This window comes from Achromobacter sp. NFACC18-2 (assembly GCF_900108985.1).
Classification (GTDB): domain Bacteria; phylum Pseudomonadota; class Gammaproteobacteria; order Burkholderiales; family Burkholderiaceae_B; genus Achromobacter.
Map to the genome: position 1 here is coordinate 196,625 of NZ_FNYM01000001.1, position 14,692 is coordinate 211,316.

The 14,692-nt window shown below is 67.1% G+C and carries 11 protein-coding genes; 5 read left to right on the top strand and 6 right to left on the bottom strand.

Annotation, left to right across the window (positions count from 1 at the left end; all coding sequences use genetic code 11):
- The first annotated feature begins 73 nt into the window (after positions 1–73).
- Positions 74–1,423: an amidase gene (locus BMW75_RS00960; protein ID WP_092576253.1), complete on the top strand. Its 1,350-nt coding sequence runs from the start codon at positions 74–76 to the stop codon at positions 1,421–1,423.
- Positions 1,424–1,459: 36 nt separating this feature from the next.
- On the top strand, positions 1,460–2,266 hold the full coding sequence (locus tag BMW75_RS00965; RefSeq protein ID WP_092575612.1) for a putative hydro-lyase: 807 nt from the start codon (positions 1,460–1,462) through the stop codon (positions 2,264–2,266).
- An 18-nt stretch (positions 2,267–2,284) separates the two neighbouring features.
- Here BMW75_RS00965 and BMW75_RS00970 read toward each other — a convergent pair whose 3' ends face one another.
- From BMW75_RS00970 to BMW75_RS00990, 5 genes are all read right to left on the bottom strand, one after another.
- Positions 2,285–3,589, bottom strand: a complete 1,305-nt coding sequence (locus BMW75_RS00970; protein ID WP_175493061.1) for an alpha/beta hydrolase — start codon at positions 3,587–3,589, stop codon at positions 2,285–2,287.
- Between the two features lie 269 nt (positions 3,590–3,858).
- The gene (locus BMW75_RS00975; protein ID WP_092575619.1) at positions 3,859–4,929 is read right to left on the bottom strand and encodes a porin; all 1,071 of its coding nucleotides are present in this window, start codon (positions 4,927–4,929) and stop codon (positions 3,859–3,861) included.
- 268 nt (positions 4,930–5,197) lie between these two features.
- Positions 5,198–6,499 (bottom strand): TRAP transporter large permease, encoded by a 1,302-nt coding sequence (locus tag BMW75_RS00980; protein ID WP_092575622.1) that lies wholly within the window; start codon positions 6,497–6,499, stop codon positions 5,198–5,200.
- The gene (locus tag BMW75_RS00985; protein WP_092575625.1) at positions 6,492–6,992 is read right to left on the bottom strand and encodes a TRAP transporter small permease; all 501 of its coding nucleotides are present in this window, start codon (positions 6,990–6,992) and stop codon (positions 6,492–6,494) included. The genes BMW75_RS00980 and BMW75_RS00985 overlap by 8 nt, the downstream gene beginning before the upstream one ends.
- A gap of 7 nt (positions 6,993–6,999) precedes the next feature.
- Positions 7,000–7,974: a TRAP transporter substrate-binding protein gene (locus BMW75_RS00990; protein ID WP_076521039.1), complete on the bottom strand. Its 975-nt coding sequence runs from the start codon at positions 7,972–7,974 to the stop codon at positions 7,000–7,002.
- Between the two features lie 280 nt (positions 7,975–8,254).
- Here BMW75_RS00990 and nudC point away from each other — a divergent pair, with 280 nt between their 5' ends.
- The 3 genes from nudC (at position 8,255) to BMW75_RS01005 (ending at position 13,469) form a co-directional block, all read left to right on the top strand.
- Positions 8,255–9,025: an NAD(+) diphosphatase gene (gene nudC, locus BMW75_RS00995; RefSeq protein ID WP_092575627.1), complete on the top strand. Its 771-nt coding sequence runs from the start codon at positions 8,255–8,257 to the stop codon at positions 9,023–9,025.
- Between the two features lie 222 nt (positions 9,026–9,247).
- Complete coding sequence (locus BMW75_RS01000; protein WP_076521037.1) at positions 9,248–9,757, top strand: winged helix DNA-binding protein; 510 nt, start codon at positions 9,248–9,250, stop codon at positions 9,755–9,757.
- A gap of 88 nt (positions 9,758–9,845) precedes the next feature.
- Complete coding sequence (locus BMW75_RS01005) at positions 9,846–13,469, top strand: hydantoinase B/oxoprolinase family protein (RefSeq protein WP_076521036.1); 3,624 nt, start codon at positions 9,846–9,848, stop codon at positions 13,467–13,469.
- Between the two features lie 23 nt (positions 13,470–13,492).
- Here the strand turns inward: BMW75_RS01005 and BMW75_RS01010 are convergent, their stop codons facing one another.
- Positions 13,493–14,527, bottom strand: coding sequence for a C45 family autoproteolytic acyltransferase/hydolase (locus BMW75_RS01010; protein WP_092575630.1), 1,035 nt, complete (start codon positions 14,525–14,527; stop codon positions 13,493–13,495).
- Positions 14,528–14,692 lie beyond the last annotated feature (165 nt).

Consider the following 14,692-nt stretch of genomic DNA (forward strand, 5'->3'; position numbering starts at 1 on the left):
CTGATTAACCGGGCGCATTCCTGCGGATGCGTCCGTTCGCACATTCACGCCGCCCGGCGGCATGAGGACAATGATGGTTTCGACCCTGAATGATCTGACCACGGCCCTGCGCGAGGGCCGCAGCACCTCCGTTGCGCTGACCGAAGCCGCGCTGGCGCGGGCCCAGGATCCGGCGGGCGAGGGCGCCCGCGCGTTCACCAAGCTGTATGCCGAATCGGCGCTGGCCCAGGCGCGCGCGTCCGACACGCTGCGCGCGGCGGGCATCGTGCGATCCGCGATCGACGGCCTGCCCATCAGCATCAAGGACCTGTTCGACATCGAGGGCGAAACCACGATGGCCGGTTCGGTGGCGCGCGAGGGCGAGCCCGCGGCCGAGGCGAATGCCGAAGTCGTGCAGCGCCTGATCGCCGCCGGCGCCGTCATCATCGGCCGCACCAACATGACCGAATTCGCGTATTCGGGCCTGGGCATCAATCCGCACTACGGCACGCCGCTCAACCCCTACGACCGCGCCACCGGCCGCATTCCCGGCGGATCGTCCTCCGGCGCCGCCGTTTCGGTCGCGGATGGCATGGCTGTCGCGGGCATCGGCTCGGACACGGGCGGCTCCGTGCGCATCCCGGCCGCCCTGTGCGGCCTGACGGGCTTCAAGCCCAGCGCCTGGCGCGTGTCCATGCAGGGCGTGCTGCCGCTGTCGGCCAACCTGGACTCCATCGGTCCCATCGCCGCCAGCGTGCGCTGCTGCGCCGAGCTGGACGCCATCCTGTCGGGCGACGCGGGGCCGCTGCCGCAGGCGCTGCCCGTGCGCGGCCTGCGCCTGGCCATTCCGACCACGCTGGCGCTGGACGCCATGGACAAGCACGTGTCGGACAGCTTTGCGGCGGCCGTGCAGCGCCTGGAAGCGGCCGGCGCGCTGATCGACCGGATCGAGATTCCGGAATTCGCCGAGCTGGCCGCCATCAACAGCAAGGGCGGCTTCACCGCCGCGGAAGCCTGGGCCTGGCACCGCGACCTGATCGCGCGCGCGGGCAAGCGCTACGACCCGCGCGTGGTGTCGCGCATCATGCGCGGCCAGGACATGTCGGCGGCGGATTACCTGGACCTGCTCGATGCGCGCGAAGCCTGGGTCGCGGCCGTGGATCACCGCATCGCGGGCTATGACGCGCTCATCATGCCCACCACGCCCATCGTGGCGCCGCCGGTGGCGGACCTGCAGGCCGCCGACGAGGCCTACTACGCCGCCAACGGGCTGATCCTGCGCAATCCGACGCTCATCAACTTCCTGGACGGCTGCGCGCTGTCGCTGCCGTGCCATGCCGCAGGCACCGCGCCGGTCGGCCTGATGATCGCCGGCAGCAACGGCGCGGATCGCCGGATCCTGGGCATCGGCCTGTCCGTTGAAGACCTGTTCGCCGGCCGCTGACCGGCATTTCAAGCAACCTGCAACAAGAGAACTTTCATGCCTGACGCCGATAACGTTCGAACCAGCCTCGCGCTTGCCCGGCAGGCGCGGCTGGACGCGCGTAGCGGGCGCCTGACCGGACCCACGGCCAATCTGGCGCCGGGGCACGTGCAGGCCAACCTGGCCATCCTGCCGCGCGCGCTGGCGGCGGATTTCCTGCACTTCTGCCAGCGCAATCCCAAGCCTTGCCCCTTGCTGGCCATGTCCGAACCGGGCGACCCGTCGTTGCCGGAACTGGGCGCGGACATCGACATCCGCACCGACATTCCGCGCTACCGGGTCTGGAAGGACGGCGTGCTGGTCGCCGAACCGACGGACGTGCGCGATCTCTGGCGCGACGACCTCGTCTCGTTCCTGATCGGCTGCTCGTTTTCGTTCGAAGAGGCCATGCTGGACAACGGCCTGCCCGTGCGCCACATCGAACAGGGCAGCAATGTGCCGATGTACCGCACCAACATCCCCACGCAGCCCGCCGGCGTCTTCGGCGGCCCGCTGGTCGTGTCCATGCGGCCGCTGAAGGCGGCCGATGCGATACGGGCGATCCAGGTGACGTCGCGCTTTCCCTCCGTGCATGGCGCGCCGGTCCACATCGGCGATCCGTCGCTCATCGGCATCGCCGATATCGACAATCCCGACTATGGCGATCCGGTGGAGATCCGCGCCGGGGAGATGCCGGTGTTCTGGGCCTGCGGCGTCACGCCCCAGTCGGTCGTGGCGGCCGTGCGGCCGGAGTTCTGCATCACGCACGCGCCGGGCCACATGCTGGTCACGGACCTCATCAACAGCCGCATGGCGGTGTTCTGACCGGGCGCTGCGCAGGCTTCAACGCTTGCGCATGAGCGCCTCGACGCGCTGGTCGTAGTCGGGCGGGAAGGTCCAGAAGCGCATGCCTTGCTGCGTGTAGCCTTCCTGCAGCCCCCGGTCGGCCGGCGCCTTGTGGTACAGGAACTGCATCAGCACGTCGCTGCTGACCCAGCTGTTGCCGAACCAGAAACTGTGCGCGCGGCGGTGCATGTCGGGGATGGCGCGCGGATCGGCCCAGATCATGTCGAAGTTCAACTGCTGCGATGCCGCGTTCACGAACGCTACCTGTTCCGGCGTCAGGTCGTCCGCGCTGGGGCGGCCGGCCCGGGACGCGCGCTGATGCCGCGCCGCGAATCCCAGGGCGCGATCGTCGAGGTTGGCGCCCAGGCTTACGCGTTCGGTCAGGTCGATGTACTGGCGCAGGTCCGTCACGAACCGATAGGTATCCTCGTCCGGCGCCGCAAAATAGATCTGCCCCAGGCGCAGCCGCGCACGCAGTTGTTCGCGGCTTTCGCCGTCCCGCGGCTGGGCCAGCGTGGCCAGCCCTTCGCTCGCGATCCGCGCGCCCGCGCTGAAGGCGAGCACGTTGATGTGTTCGGCATTCGTGTTGCTCGCCAGCAGCTCTATCAACCGCGCAAACGCGGGCACCGACGCGCGCGCGGCGCGGACGTCGGTCGCATAGGACAGCAGACTGCCCGCCGAGGGCCACAGGAAGACCAGCACGACCGCCTGGCGGCCCGTGAAATGATGGAACTGGGCGGCCTGCGCGGTGCCGCGCCACACGGCGTTGTTGAACCCGTGCACGTAGATGATCAGGTCGCGATGCCGGGTGACCGCCAGGGCGTCGTTGATGAGATCGAAGTACGCCCGCGCCTCGGGCGAGGCTTGCGCGTCGCTTTGCAGGGGCAGCGCGACGAGCTCGTCCATGCGCTCCAGGCTGAGCACCGGCCTGCCGCGCTGGCTGTCCGAGGTGGAAAGCTGCCGCAGTTGATCCCAGTCCAGCGTGCCGTCGCCGATCTGCACCTTCGCGATGCCCAAGCGCAGCGTGTCGCTGGGGAAAATGGAATAGAACGGCTGGCGCGACCCGATGAACACGGCGCGGTTGGTGGCGTACAACAGGGGGATCGAGGTGCTGTCGAGCGCCGCGTCCTTGTGCTCGAAGGGATCCACGTGGCCGGTCGTGAACTTGAGCGGCGTGGGCATCAACTGCACCGGCGAGGAGCAGGCCGCCAGCAACGCCATGGCTGCCGCCAGCAGGGCCGTCAGGACAACCCGCAGCGGATGGCTCGGTGACGCAGACGCGCAGGCACGCAGGAGGCTCATGCGGTGGGCCCGGTTCAGGTTGGTGGGGATGGGCGCTGCGCAGGCGCCGGGAGCGTCACGCGAAGCGCCACCGTCATACCACTGCAAACGGCGAAGGCACGCGTGGATTGTCGCCGTGGTCATGGCGACGATCAAGGGGGAAGGGGGGGGTTGGGGAGTGGGTGTCTGATGCCCTTGGGGCACGGTCCCGTAAGGAAGACCATTTCACACGGATGCCAGACACCTCGTTTTGACACGCGCCGGCCCGGCGGGGGCCGGCGCTTGGGGCGTCAGAAGATGTGGCGCATGCCCACGGCGGCGCCGAGCTGGTGGCTCTGGCCGGCGATTTCGCCGCTGGCGGCGTCGCTGACCTTGTTCCAGTCGATGGTGCCGTACAGTTGCGTGCGCTTGGACAGCGCGTATTCGGCGACGGCGACCAGCGCGTAGCGCTTGCCCTTGTCGCCTTCCTCGACCACGTTCTCGCTGCGGTCATAGTAGGCCGCGCCCGTGATGGCCCAGCGCGGGGTGGCCTGCCAGGTCACGCCGGCGAAATAGCCGTTGTCCTTGCGATCGAGGCTGGCGGTGGTGGTGCCGCCCATGACGCCGTTGACCCAGCCCGTTTCGTCGCGGCCATTGAAGTAGCCCGCGAAGACCTTGGCCCCGTCGAACTGGTAGGAGGCGTTCAGGTTCCAGGCGCGCTGGCGCTGGTCGGAGTCGGCGGCGGCGTAGGTCTGTTGCCAGGCCGCGCCCAGGCCGAGCTGGCCCACGGTGTAGCGCAGGCTGGCGCCATATTGCTGGCCGGCCTTGCGGTCGTCCCATTCGTCGCCGTTGGCCCACGAGGCCACCACGGCCAGGTTGCCGAAGGTGTTGGCGTACTTGGTCATGTTGTTGGTGCGCACGCGCGACATGGCGGCGGGCAGCCAGGCGTTCTGCTCGTAATTGCCGACGGTCAACGGGTCGAAGTAATCGGCCAGCAGGTCGAACATGGGCGTGTTCTGCAGGCCCAGCGTCAGCGTGCCGATGCTGCCGCCATCCAGGCCGACGTAGGCCAGGCGGCTGAAGGCCTTGGACGTGTCCGATCCGCGGCCGTTCTGCAGGTTGACGCCGTTTTCCAGGCGGAAGAAGGCGCGGTTGCCGTTGCCCAGGTCTTCCGAGCCGCGCAGGCCCCAGCGGCTGTTGGAGATGGCGCCGTTTTCCATGGAGACGCGGCTGCCGTCTTCGCCCACGGCGCCTGAACTGGTGCTCAGGTAACGGATGCTGACGTCGGCAATGCCGTACAGGGTGACGCTGGTTTCGGCGCTGGCCGTACCGGCGGCCAGGCCCAGGCCGGCCGCGGCCAGCGTGAGGGTGATGCGTTTCACTTGAAACTCCTCCAGGTGTAGCTGATTTGTGGTTGCGCCGCGCTTCTGGCTTGGCGGGTCGCGCCCGGCGGTTGGCCGCGCGCCTGGGGATTCTAAGAAAGTTGGCGCGGCCGGAACATCGAAAAACTTCGGCGTTTTCCCGGGTTTACAGCCTGCGGGGCCCGCGACACGTCCCCAAGCAGAAAAAGCAGACCGACAGAAAAGAAAAAACCCCGTTCGAGGAACGGGGTTTGGATGGCGCGGGGCCTGGGCGACGCTTGCGCGGGCGCTACAGCGTCATGTGCAGCGGCAGCCAGGTCGCGATGCCGGGAATCACATAGAGCAGCAGCACGGCCACCGCCATCAGGATGAACATCGGCAGCGAAGCGCGGGCGATGTAGGGCAGTTCCCGCCCGCTCATGCCCGACAGCACGAACAGGTTGAAGCCCACTGGCGGTGTGATCTGTGCCATTTCCACCACGAACACGACGAAGATGCCGAACCAGATCAGGTCGATGCCGGCCGCCTGCACGGTCGGCAGCAGCACGCCCATGGTCAGCACCACGATCGAGATGCCGTCCAGGAAGCAGCCCAGCACAATGAAGAACACCATCAGCGCCATGATCAGGCCGAACTGGGGCAAGCCCAGGCCGCCGATCCATTCTGCCAGCGCGCGCGGCAGCCCGATGTACCCCATCGCCAGGGTAAGGAACTGCGCACCCGCCAGGATCAGCGCGATCATGCAGTACAGGCGGGTGGCGCCCAGCAGGGACTGCATGAAGCTGCTGCGGTTGAGCGACCCTTGCAGCGCCGACAGGAACAGCGCGCCCACCACGCCGACGGCCGCGGCTTCCGTCGCGGTGGCGATGCCGGTGTAGATGGAGCCCAGTACCGCGCCGATCAGCAGCAGCACCGGAATGAGGTGCCGCGAGCGGCCCAGCTTTTCCATGAAGGACAGGCCGGGGTCCGCCGCCGGAACCTGGCCGGGATTGCGGATGGCCCACCAGGCGATGTAGCCGCTAAAGAGCAGCGCCAGCAGGATGCCCGGCAGAATGCCCGCGATGAACAGCTTGGCGATGGACACGTCCGCCGCCACGCCGTACACGATCATGATGATCGAGGGCGGGATGAGCAGGCCCAGCGTGCCGGCGCCCGACAGCGTGCCAAGGATCTTGTCCTCGGGGTAGCCGCGGCGCGTGAGCTCGGGGATGGTCATCTTGCCGACCGTCGCGCAGGTGGCGGCCGATGAGCCGGACACCGCCGCGAAGATCGCGCAGCCGATCACGTTCGTGTGCAGCAGGCGGCCGGGCACCCGGTTCAGCCAGGGCGCAAGCCCCTTGAACAGGTCTTCCGACAACCGGGTGCGGAACAGGATTTCGCCCATCCACAGGAAGAGCGGCAGGGCGGTCAACGTCCAGCTGGACGAGGCGCCCCAGATCGTGACGGCCATGGCGTCGCCCGCGGGGCGGCTGGAGAAGATCTCCATGCCGATCCAGGCCGTGCCCGCCAGCGTCAGGCCGACCCACACCCCGCAGCCAAGCAGGACGAAGATCGAAACGACCAGTAGGGTAATGACGAGAAGTTCATTCATGGGTTTGCTGCGATGTGGCGGCGGAGAGGCCGCGCGAACGGCGGATCAGTTCATCGAGGAGGGCGACGAAGAACAGGATCGTGCCGACGGCCATGGTCGTCTGCGGGATCCAGAGCGGCGTGGCGTCGTTCGACGTGGAAATGTCGTTGAACAGCCAGGAGTCGTACGTGAGCTTGACGCTGAAAAACGCGAAGGCGGCGGCCAGCAGGCAGCCGACGGCCAGGGCGAAGATGTCGAGCCGGCGGCTGCCCGCGGGCGCCAGCGAATTGAGCAACAGCGTCACGCGGATGTGCTCGCCGTGCTTGAACGTGCTGGCCAGCGCCAGGAATCCCGCCGCGGCCATGAAATACCCGGCATAGGCATCCGTGCCGGGAATGTTGAAACTGAGCTGGCGGGAGATGATCGCCGCCAGCACTGAAACAAGTACGCCTATCGTGCACAGGCCGGCCAACAGGCCGGCCGCGCCGTACAGGGAATCTAGAAAACGGCGCATGTCGGAATTACTGCTTCTTATAGGCGTCGATCATGGCCTGGCCGTCCGCGCCGGCCTTCTTGAGCCAGTCGTCAAGCATGCGCTTGCCGATCACGCTCAGGCCTTCCTTGAGCTCGACCGTGGGCTTGATGGTTTCCATGCCGTTCTTGGCCAGCTCGGCCTGATACCACTTGTTCTTTTCCTGCGACAGCTTCCAGCCGCGTTCCTCGGCTTGCGCGGCGGCCTTTTTCAGGGCTTCCTGCGTGGCCGGATCCAGCGCGTCGAACGCCTTCTTGTTCACGATGATGGCGTTCTTGGGCAGCCAGGCCTGCGTGTCGTAGAACTTCTTGATGTACTCGTAGGTCTTGGTGTCGTAGCCCGTGGACGCGGAGGACATGTAGGAATCGATCACGCCGGTGGCCAGCGCCTGGGCCAGTTCGGCCTGCTGCACGGTCACGGGCTGCGCGCCGACCAGTTCGGCGATCTTGGCCGTCACCGGGCTGTAGGCGCGCCACTTCAGGCCCTTCATGTCGCTGATCTGCTTGATGTCCTTGTTGGCGAAGATGCCCTGGGGCGGCCATGCCACGGCGTACAGCAGGGTCATGCCCTGCGAGGCCAGCTTCTTTTCCAGGAAGGGCTTTTGCGCCTGGTACAGCTTGAACGAGGCGTCGTAGCCGGTGGCCAGGAAGGGCAGGCCGTCCAGTTCGTAGACCGGGTCTTCGTTGGCGAAGTTGGTCAGCAGGATCTCGCCGATCTGCGCCTGGTTGCCTTGCACCGCGCGCTTGATCTCGGGCGCCTTGTAGAGCGAGGCGTTGTTGTGCAGCGTGATCTTGAGCTTGCCATCCGACAGCGTGTCCACGTCCTTGATGAAGGTGGTCAGGTTCTCGACGTGGAAGTTGCTCGCCGGGTAGGCGCTGGGGAGGTCCCACTTGGTCTGGGCCTGTGCGCCCGCGCTGAATGCCAGGACGATGCTGCCGGTCAGCAGCGAGATTTTCTTGTACATGGTGGTCCTTCTTTGCGAATGGTGAAGACGGGTCTTTCCCGATAGGCAGTGCGGAAAAAGATTGCGCGGCGCGGCGTCGCGCCGCCTGAGCGCCGTGCCATTCTATGTTGCTGTGCGGTAACAAAGCGCGGTAAATCGCCGTTTTACGGGTAATTCCTAAGGCTGCCTGTCGTTCATTGATTGAAGGTTCAATGTTTGCGGCCGATGCCCGCCGAGGCGTTATCGGCGCACCGTTTTTCTTCTAAGATTGCGCCATTGCCTACGCAGCGCAGAGGGTCGTGTGAATTTCGTTTTTCGCCGTGATGAGTTGCTGGTCGAGACATCGTCCAGCGTGTTGCCGGATTCGGCGTTGTGCGAACGCATCGGCCTGACCGCCGCGGCCTTGCTGACCGTCTGGGTGCAGGCGGATTCGCCGTATCGGACGGTGTGCGTCGAGCCCGGCATCGAAGCCCCGGAAGGCTACGCATTCAAGAAGCTGCGGTCGCTGTTCGGCGTGTTCGACGACGAGGCCATGGCATTGGCGGGCCGCGCCTACCAGATCGCCGAATGGGCGCGCACCCACCGCTTCTGCGGCGCCTGCGGCACCCGGGCCGAGCGCGTGGCGCACGAATTCTGCCTGCGCTGCCCCGCCTGCGGGCTGTCGGCGTATCCGCGCATCGCGCCGGCGATGATGGTGCTGATCCGCAAGGGCGACAGCATATTGCTGGCGCGCCACGCCAACGCGCCCACGGCCCGCTACACGGCGCTGGCCGGCTTTGTCGAGCCGGGCGAAAGCATCGAGCAGACCGTCCATCGCGAAGTCTTCGAAGAGGTGGGCCTGAAGGTCGGCAACCTGCAGTACTTCGGCAGCCAGCCCTGGCCGTTCCCGCACTCGTTGATGGTGGCGTTCACGGCGGACTACGTGTCAGGCGACATCCGTGTCCAGGAAGATGAGATCGTCGACGCCCGCTGGTTCGGGCCGGGCGACGCCATGCCCGAGATCGCGGCCCGCATTTCGATCGCCGGCTGGCTGATCCGGGCGAACCTGCCCATGGGCTGGACCGCGCCCTGACGGCCTGTGCCGTATGGCCCGAGCGCTGTGGCCTGTGCCCCTTGCCCGGTGCTCTGTGACCTGAGGGACCGATGACCTGAAGGCCGGCAGGTCGATCCCACCTAGGGGTATTCCCTCGAAGCGAGGGATTTTTTACGGCCAGGCCTTATTTTTTATTGATGAAATATGGATAAATTATTAGTATTTCATCCAGATAAACTTGGCTTTCGGGTCCTGGGTCCTATGTCCTCTGCATTGATTGCGTCATCGGCTCATCTGGCTGGCGGTAGCGCGCCAGATCTTTCCGAAGTGGAATTCGGCCTGATGATCGCCGGCCATGCGTTCGATCGCTGGACCGTGCGTTGCATGGCGGCTGCCGGCCTGCCGGACCTGACGCCTACCGACGTCATGGTGTTCCACCACGTCTACCACCGCCAGCGGCCCAAGAAGCTGGCCGACATCTGTTTCACGCTCAACGTGGAAGACACCCACGTCGTCAGCTATGCGCTTAAAAAGCTGGACCGGCTGGGCGTGGTGCGCGGCGAGCGCAGCAGCAAGGAAGTCTTCTACAGCGTCACGCCCGAGGGCGCGGCGATTCTCAAGCGCTACGGAGAAATCCGCGAGCAGTGCCTGACCGCCGGCCTGGACGCGCCGGGCGGAGGCGGACTGGAATTCAGCCGCCAGTTGGCGCACACGCTGCGCGCGTTGTCCGGACTGTATGACCAGGCGGCGCGTGCCGCGACCTCTCTCTGATTCCAATATGCGGGGCAAGGCCCCGATCCATCCGCAACCCGACCGTGGCCGAGCGCGCCCCGGCGGCCTCTTGTTTTCGAGGATACCTATGAAGTGGCAATTCTGGATTGACCGTGGGGGCACCTTCACCGACATCGTGGCGCGCCGCCCCGATGGCACGACCACCACGGCGAAGATGCTGTCGGAAAACCCCGAGCAGTATCGCGACGCCGCAGTCGCGGGCATACGCAAGCTGCTGGGCATCGCGCCCGGCCAGCCGGTGCCCGCCGATCAGGTCGAGTGCGTGAAGATGGGCACCACCGTGGCCACCAACGCGCTGCTCGAGCGCAAGGGCGAGCGCACCTTGCTCGTGACCACGCGGGGCTTTCGCGATGCGCTGCGCATCGCCTACCAGAACCGCCCGCGGCTCTTCGACCGCAATGTGCTGCTGCCCGAGATGCTGTACGAATCCGTCATCGAGGCGGACGAGCGCGTCGCGGCCGACGGCGAGGTGATCCGTCCGCTGGATGAAGCCGGTCTGCGCAAGGACATGCAGGCCGCGTACGACAGCGGCATCCGTGCCGTCGCCATCGTCTTCATGCATGCCTGGCATGCCACTGGCCACGAACAGCAGGCCGCGCGCATCGCGCACGACATCGGCTTCACGCAGGTGTCCGTCTCGCACGAGGTCAGCCCGCTGATCAAGTTCGTCTCGCGCGGCGACACGACCGTGGTGGACGCCTACCTGTCGCCCATCCTCAAGCGCTATGTGGACCAGGTGGCCGGCGAGCTGCCGGGCATTCGCCTGATGTTCATGCAATCCAGCGGCGGCCTGACCGACGCGCATCGTTTCCGCGGCAAGGACGCGATCCTGTCGGGCCCGGCGGGCGGCATCGTCGGCATGGTGCGCACCAGCGAGATCGCCGGTTTCCCGAAGGTGATCGGCTTTGACATGGGCGGCACGTCGACCGACGTGTCGCATTACGCGGGCGAGTTCGAGCGCGAGTTCGAAACCCAGGTGGCCGGCGTGCGCATGCGCGCGCCCATGATGAGCATCCATACGGTCGCGGCCGGCGGCGGCTCCATCCTGCATTTCGACGGCGCGCGGCTGCGCGTCGGGCCGGATTCGGCGGGCGCCAATCCCGGTCCGGCCTGCTATCGCCGGGGCGGTCCGCTCGCGGTGACGGACTGCAATGTCCTGCTGGGCAAGATCCAGCCCGATTTCTTCCCCAAGGTGTTCGGACCCGAGGCCAACGAGCCCCTGGACCGCGACGCCGTGGTCGAACGTTTTTCCGCGATGGCCGCCGAGGTCCGCGCCGCCACGGGCCGTGAGATGTCGCCCGAACAGCTGGCCGAGGGCTTCCTCGAGATCGCGGTGGGCAACATGGCCGAAGCCATCAAGCGCATCTCGGTGCAGCGCGGCCATGACGTCACCGAATACGCGCTGACCGTGTTCGGCGGCGCCGGCGGGCAGCATGCCTGCCTGGTGGCCGACGCGCTCGGCATGACGACCGTCTTTGCCCACCCGCTGGGCGGCGTGCTGTCGGCTTATGGCATGGGCCTGGCCGACCAGACGGACATGCGCCAGAAGACGGTCGAAAAGGTGCTGGACGCGGCCCTGATGAGCGAGCTGAAGGAAGAGCTGGACGTCCTGGCAAGCCAGGCTGTCGGCGAACTGCGCCGCCAGCATGTGGCCGAGGCCGACATCGGCGTGCAGCGCCGCCTGCACCTTAAGTACCGCGGCACCGACACCGCGCTGGAAGTGGCGTTCACCGACCTCGCGCAGGCCCGCCACGACTTCGAGGCCGCCTATCGCCAGCGCTATTCGTTCCTGATGCCCAACCGCGAACTCGTGGTCGAGACCATTTCGGTCGAGGCGACGGGCGGGGGCGAACGCGTGGGCGAGGCAGCGACGGCGCGCGCCCGCGACGGCGCGCTGCAATCGCGCCGCGTGGTCAGCATGTACAGCGCGGGCGCCTGGCGCGATACGCCGCTGTACGTGCGCGAAGACATGGCCGGCGGCGACGTGGTCCCGGGCCCGGCCATCATTTCCGAGCCCAACCAGACCACGGTGGTGGAACCCGGCTGGCAGGCCGAGCTGACCGCGCAGGACCACTTCGTGATCCGCCGCGTGGAGGCGCGTCCCGAGCGCCGCAAGGTCGGAACGCAGGCCGACCCCGTCATGCTGGAGGTCTTCAACAACCTCTTCATGTCGATCGCCGAGCAGATGGGCTACCGCCTGCAGAACACGGCGTACTCGGTCAACATCAAGGAGCGCCTGGACTTTTCCTGCGCCATCTTCGATGCGCAGGCGCGGCTGATCGCCAATGCGCCCCACATGCCGGTGCACTTGGGTTCCATGGGCGAATCGGTGCGCACGGTCATGAACGCCAACGCCGGCCGCATGATGCCGGGCGACGCCTACGTCGTGAACGACCCGTACCACGGGGGCACGCACCTGCCGGACGTCACGGTCATTACGCCCGTGTTCGACAAGGCGGGGCGCGAGATCCTGTTCTATGTGGGTTCGCGCGGCCACCACGCCGACATCGGCGGGACCACGCCGGGCTCCATGCCGCCGGATTCCAAGACCGTTGAAGACGAGGGCGTGCTGTTCACCAATTTCCAGCTCGTCAAGAACGGCGAGTTCCGGGAAGAGGCCGCCCGCCAGATCCTGGGGTCGGGCCGCTGGCCGGCGCGCAATCCGGACCAGAACATCGCCGACATGCATGCGCAGATCGCCGCCAACGAAAAGGGCGTGCAGGAGCTTCTGCGCATGTGCGACCACTTTGGCCTGGACGTCGTGCGCGCCTACATGGGGCACGTGCAGGACAACGCGGAAGAGGCGGTGCGCCGCGTGATCTCGGTGCTCAAGGACGGCAGCTACGAATACCCGCTGGACAACGGCGCGGTCATCCGGGTGGCCGTGCGCGTGGACACCGAGGCGCGCAGCGCCGTGGTCGACTTCACCGGCACGTCGCCGCAGTTGGACAACAACTTCAACGCGCCCGGGGCGATCGCGGTGGCGGCGGTGCTGTACGTCTTCCGCACCATGGTCAACGACGACATCCCGCTGAACGACGGCTGCCTGGTGCCGCTGTCCATCATCCTGCCGGAAGGCTCGATGCTCCGTCCGAACCCGCCGGCATCGGTGGTCGCGGGCAACGTGGAAACGTCCATGTGCATCGTCAACGCGCTGTATGGCGCGCTGGGCGTGCTGGCGGCCAGCCAGGGCACGATGAACAACTTCACGTTCGGCAACGCGCGCCATCAGTACTACGAGACCATCTCGGGCGGCACGGGCGCGGGCCCGGTGCGCATCGACGCGGCCGGTCCGCATGACGAGGGCTTTGCCGGCACGTCGGTGGTCCAGGCGCACATGACGAACTCGCGCCTGACCGATCCCGAAGTGCTGGAGTTCCGCTTCCCGGTGCGGCTGGAATCCTACGAGATCCGCAAGGGCTCGGGCGGCAAGGGCCGGTATCCGGGGGGCGACGGCGGCGTGCGCCGCATCCGTTTCCTGGAAGACATGACCGCGGCCATCCTGTCGAACAACCGGCGTTACGCGCCGTTCGGCCTGGCCGGCGGGCAGCCCGGCGCGATGGGGCGCAACTCGGTCGAGCGCGTGGACGGCACCATCGAGGAACTCGGCCCGCAGGACAGCGCGCAACTGCACCCGGGCGATGTGTTCGTCGTCGAAACGCCGGGAGGCGGGGGTTACGGCACGCTGTGATCCGGGCGGGTGTCCGGTCCCGTTCAGTCGGGATCGGACATCACGTCCAGCGCGATATCCGCACGCGCCTTGCGGTCGTGCACGCGCAGGACCACGGCGTCGTCCGTGATTTCGAACAGGGCGGTCGCCAGGGTGTTCTCGTCGTCGGGATCATCCCGCGCGGTCCGCAGGATCGGCAGGGCGCCCTCGGTGTCGAGCAGCGCGGCAAGCATGTCGGCGCTGCCCGACTCCGGGGACCACCCATCCACCAGGCCTTCGATCCGGTTCTGCCGGGCCCGCGACGAATCGGTGACGATCTGCGGCTGGCCGCGGGTGTCGGCGTGCACCATATGGTTGGCGTGCCCGTAGCGTCGGCCGATTTCCAGTATCGACACCGAGCCGGGGGTGACTTCGGCGCTCAGCAGGCGCGCGTCCGTGGCCGCGCCCAGCGTGTGGTGAAAGCCGCCGGCATGGGGCAGGTCGCGCAGCAGCGCCACCGCTTCGTCCAGGGTCGCGCAGTCCAGGACCGCGCGCGCCAGGAACATGCGCGGCACGCCCGTGTGCCGCTGCCGCGTGCGCAGATTGTTGATGGTCTGCACCAGCCCCGCCCGGTTGGCGGCAAAGGTGTGCCCGGGCAGCGAGCCGGGGTAGTAGAAGCTGAGATAGCCCGGCGCGTCGTCCAGCGCGACGTCCACCAGATGGCAACGGCCATACAGATACGGATCGCCGTCTTCGTTGTGGCCGATCCAGCGCGCGCCGTCGGCGGTGCGCAAGGCCACCGAGGTGCAGCCGTCCGTGGCGCTGTGGAGCAGATCTCCGCGGCAGTGCCACAGCAGCACGTCCTTGATCGGCATGCGCAGGCCTTCGGCCATTCCCTCGAGTTCTTCCCAGATCAGCGGCAGGGCAGCTTGCGTCTGTTGCGCCAGGTCGTCCACGAAGGGATGCCCGCGCCACGGCCGCAGCGCTTCCCAGGTTGCGCTCTGCTCCAGGTAGGTCGCCATGATCGGGCGGGCCAGCCTGCCCAGCGCCTGACCGACCTGGCGGCGGTTTCCGGCGATACGTAGGTACTTGTAAGCCATGGGAATCCTCCGGATGTCTCGCGGATTGTAAGTTTTCTCCCGCCCGCCCGGCGGGGACTGATGCGTTAAGATCGTCGATAAGCTGGCCCGGCGAACCCGGCTCAGCCCAGGAATCATGCCCTTACAACAGCCCCGGGGTGCCTGGCGCTCCCCAAGAGGAGAGTT

Excerpts from the sequence above, each read along its gene's own strand:
- BMW75_RS00985 (WP_092575625.1), bottom strand. The coding sequence starts at position 6,992 with ATGCGCCGTTTTCTAGATTCCCTGTACGGCGCGGCCGGCCTGTTGGCC.
- BMW75_RS00990 (WP_076521039.1), bottom strand. The coding sequence starts at position 7,974 with ATGTACAAGAAAATCTCGCTGCTGACCGGCAGCATCGTCCTGGCATTC.
- BMW75_RS01000 (WP_076521037.1), top strand. The coding sequence starts at position 9,248 with ATGTCCTCTGCATTGATTGCGTCATCGGCTCATCTGGCTGGCGGTAGC.
- BMW75_RS01005 (WP_076521036.1), top strand. The coding sequence starts at position 9,846 with ATGAAGTGGCAATTCTGGATTGACCGTGGGGGCACCTTCACCGACATC.
- BMW75_RS00980 (WP_092575622.1), bottom strand. The coding sequence starts at position 6,499 with ATGAATGAACTTCTCGTCATTACCCTACTGGTCGTTTCGATCTTCGTC.
- BMW75_RS00970 (WP_175493061.1), bottom strand. The coding sequence starts at position 3,589 with ATGAGCCTCCTGCGTGCCTGCGCGTCTGCGTCACCGAGCCATCCGCTG.
- BMW75_RS00960 (WP_092576253.1), top strand. The coding sequence starts at position 74 with ATGGTTTCGACCCTGAATGATCTGACCACGGCCCTGCGCGAGGGCCGC.
- BMW75_RS01010 (WP_092575630.1), bottom strand. The coding sequence starts at position 14,527 with ATGGCTTACAAGTACCTACGTATCGCCGGAAACCGCCGCCAGGTCGGT.
- BMW75_RS00965 (WP_092575612.1), top strand. The coding sequence starts at position 1,460 with ATGCCTGACGCCGATAACGTTCGAACCAGCCTCGCGCTTGCCCGGCAG.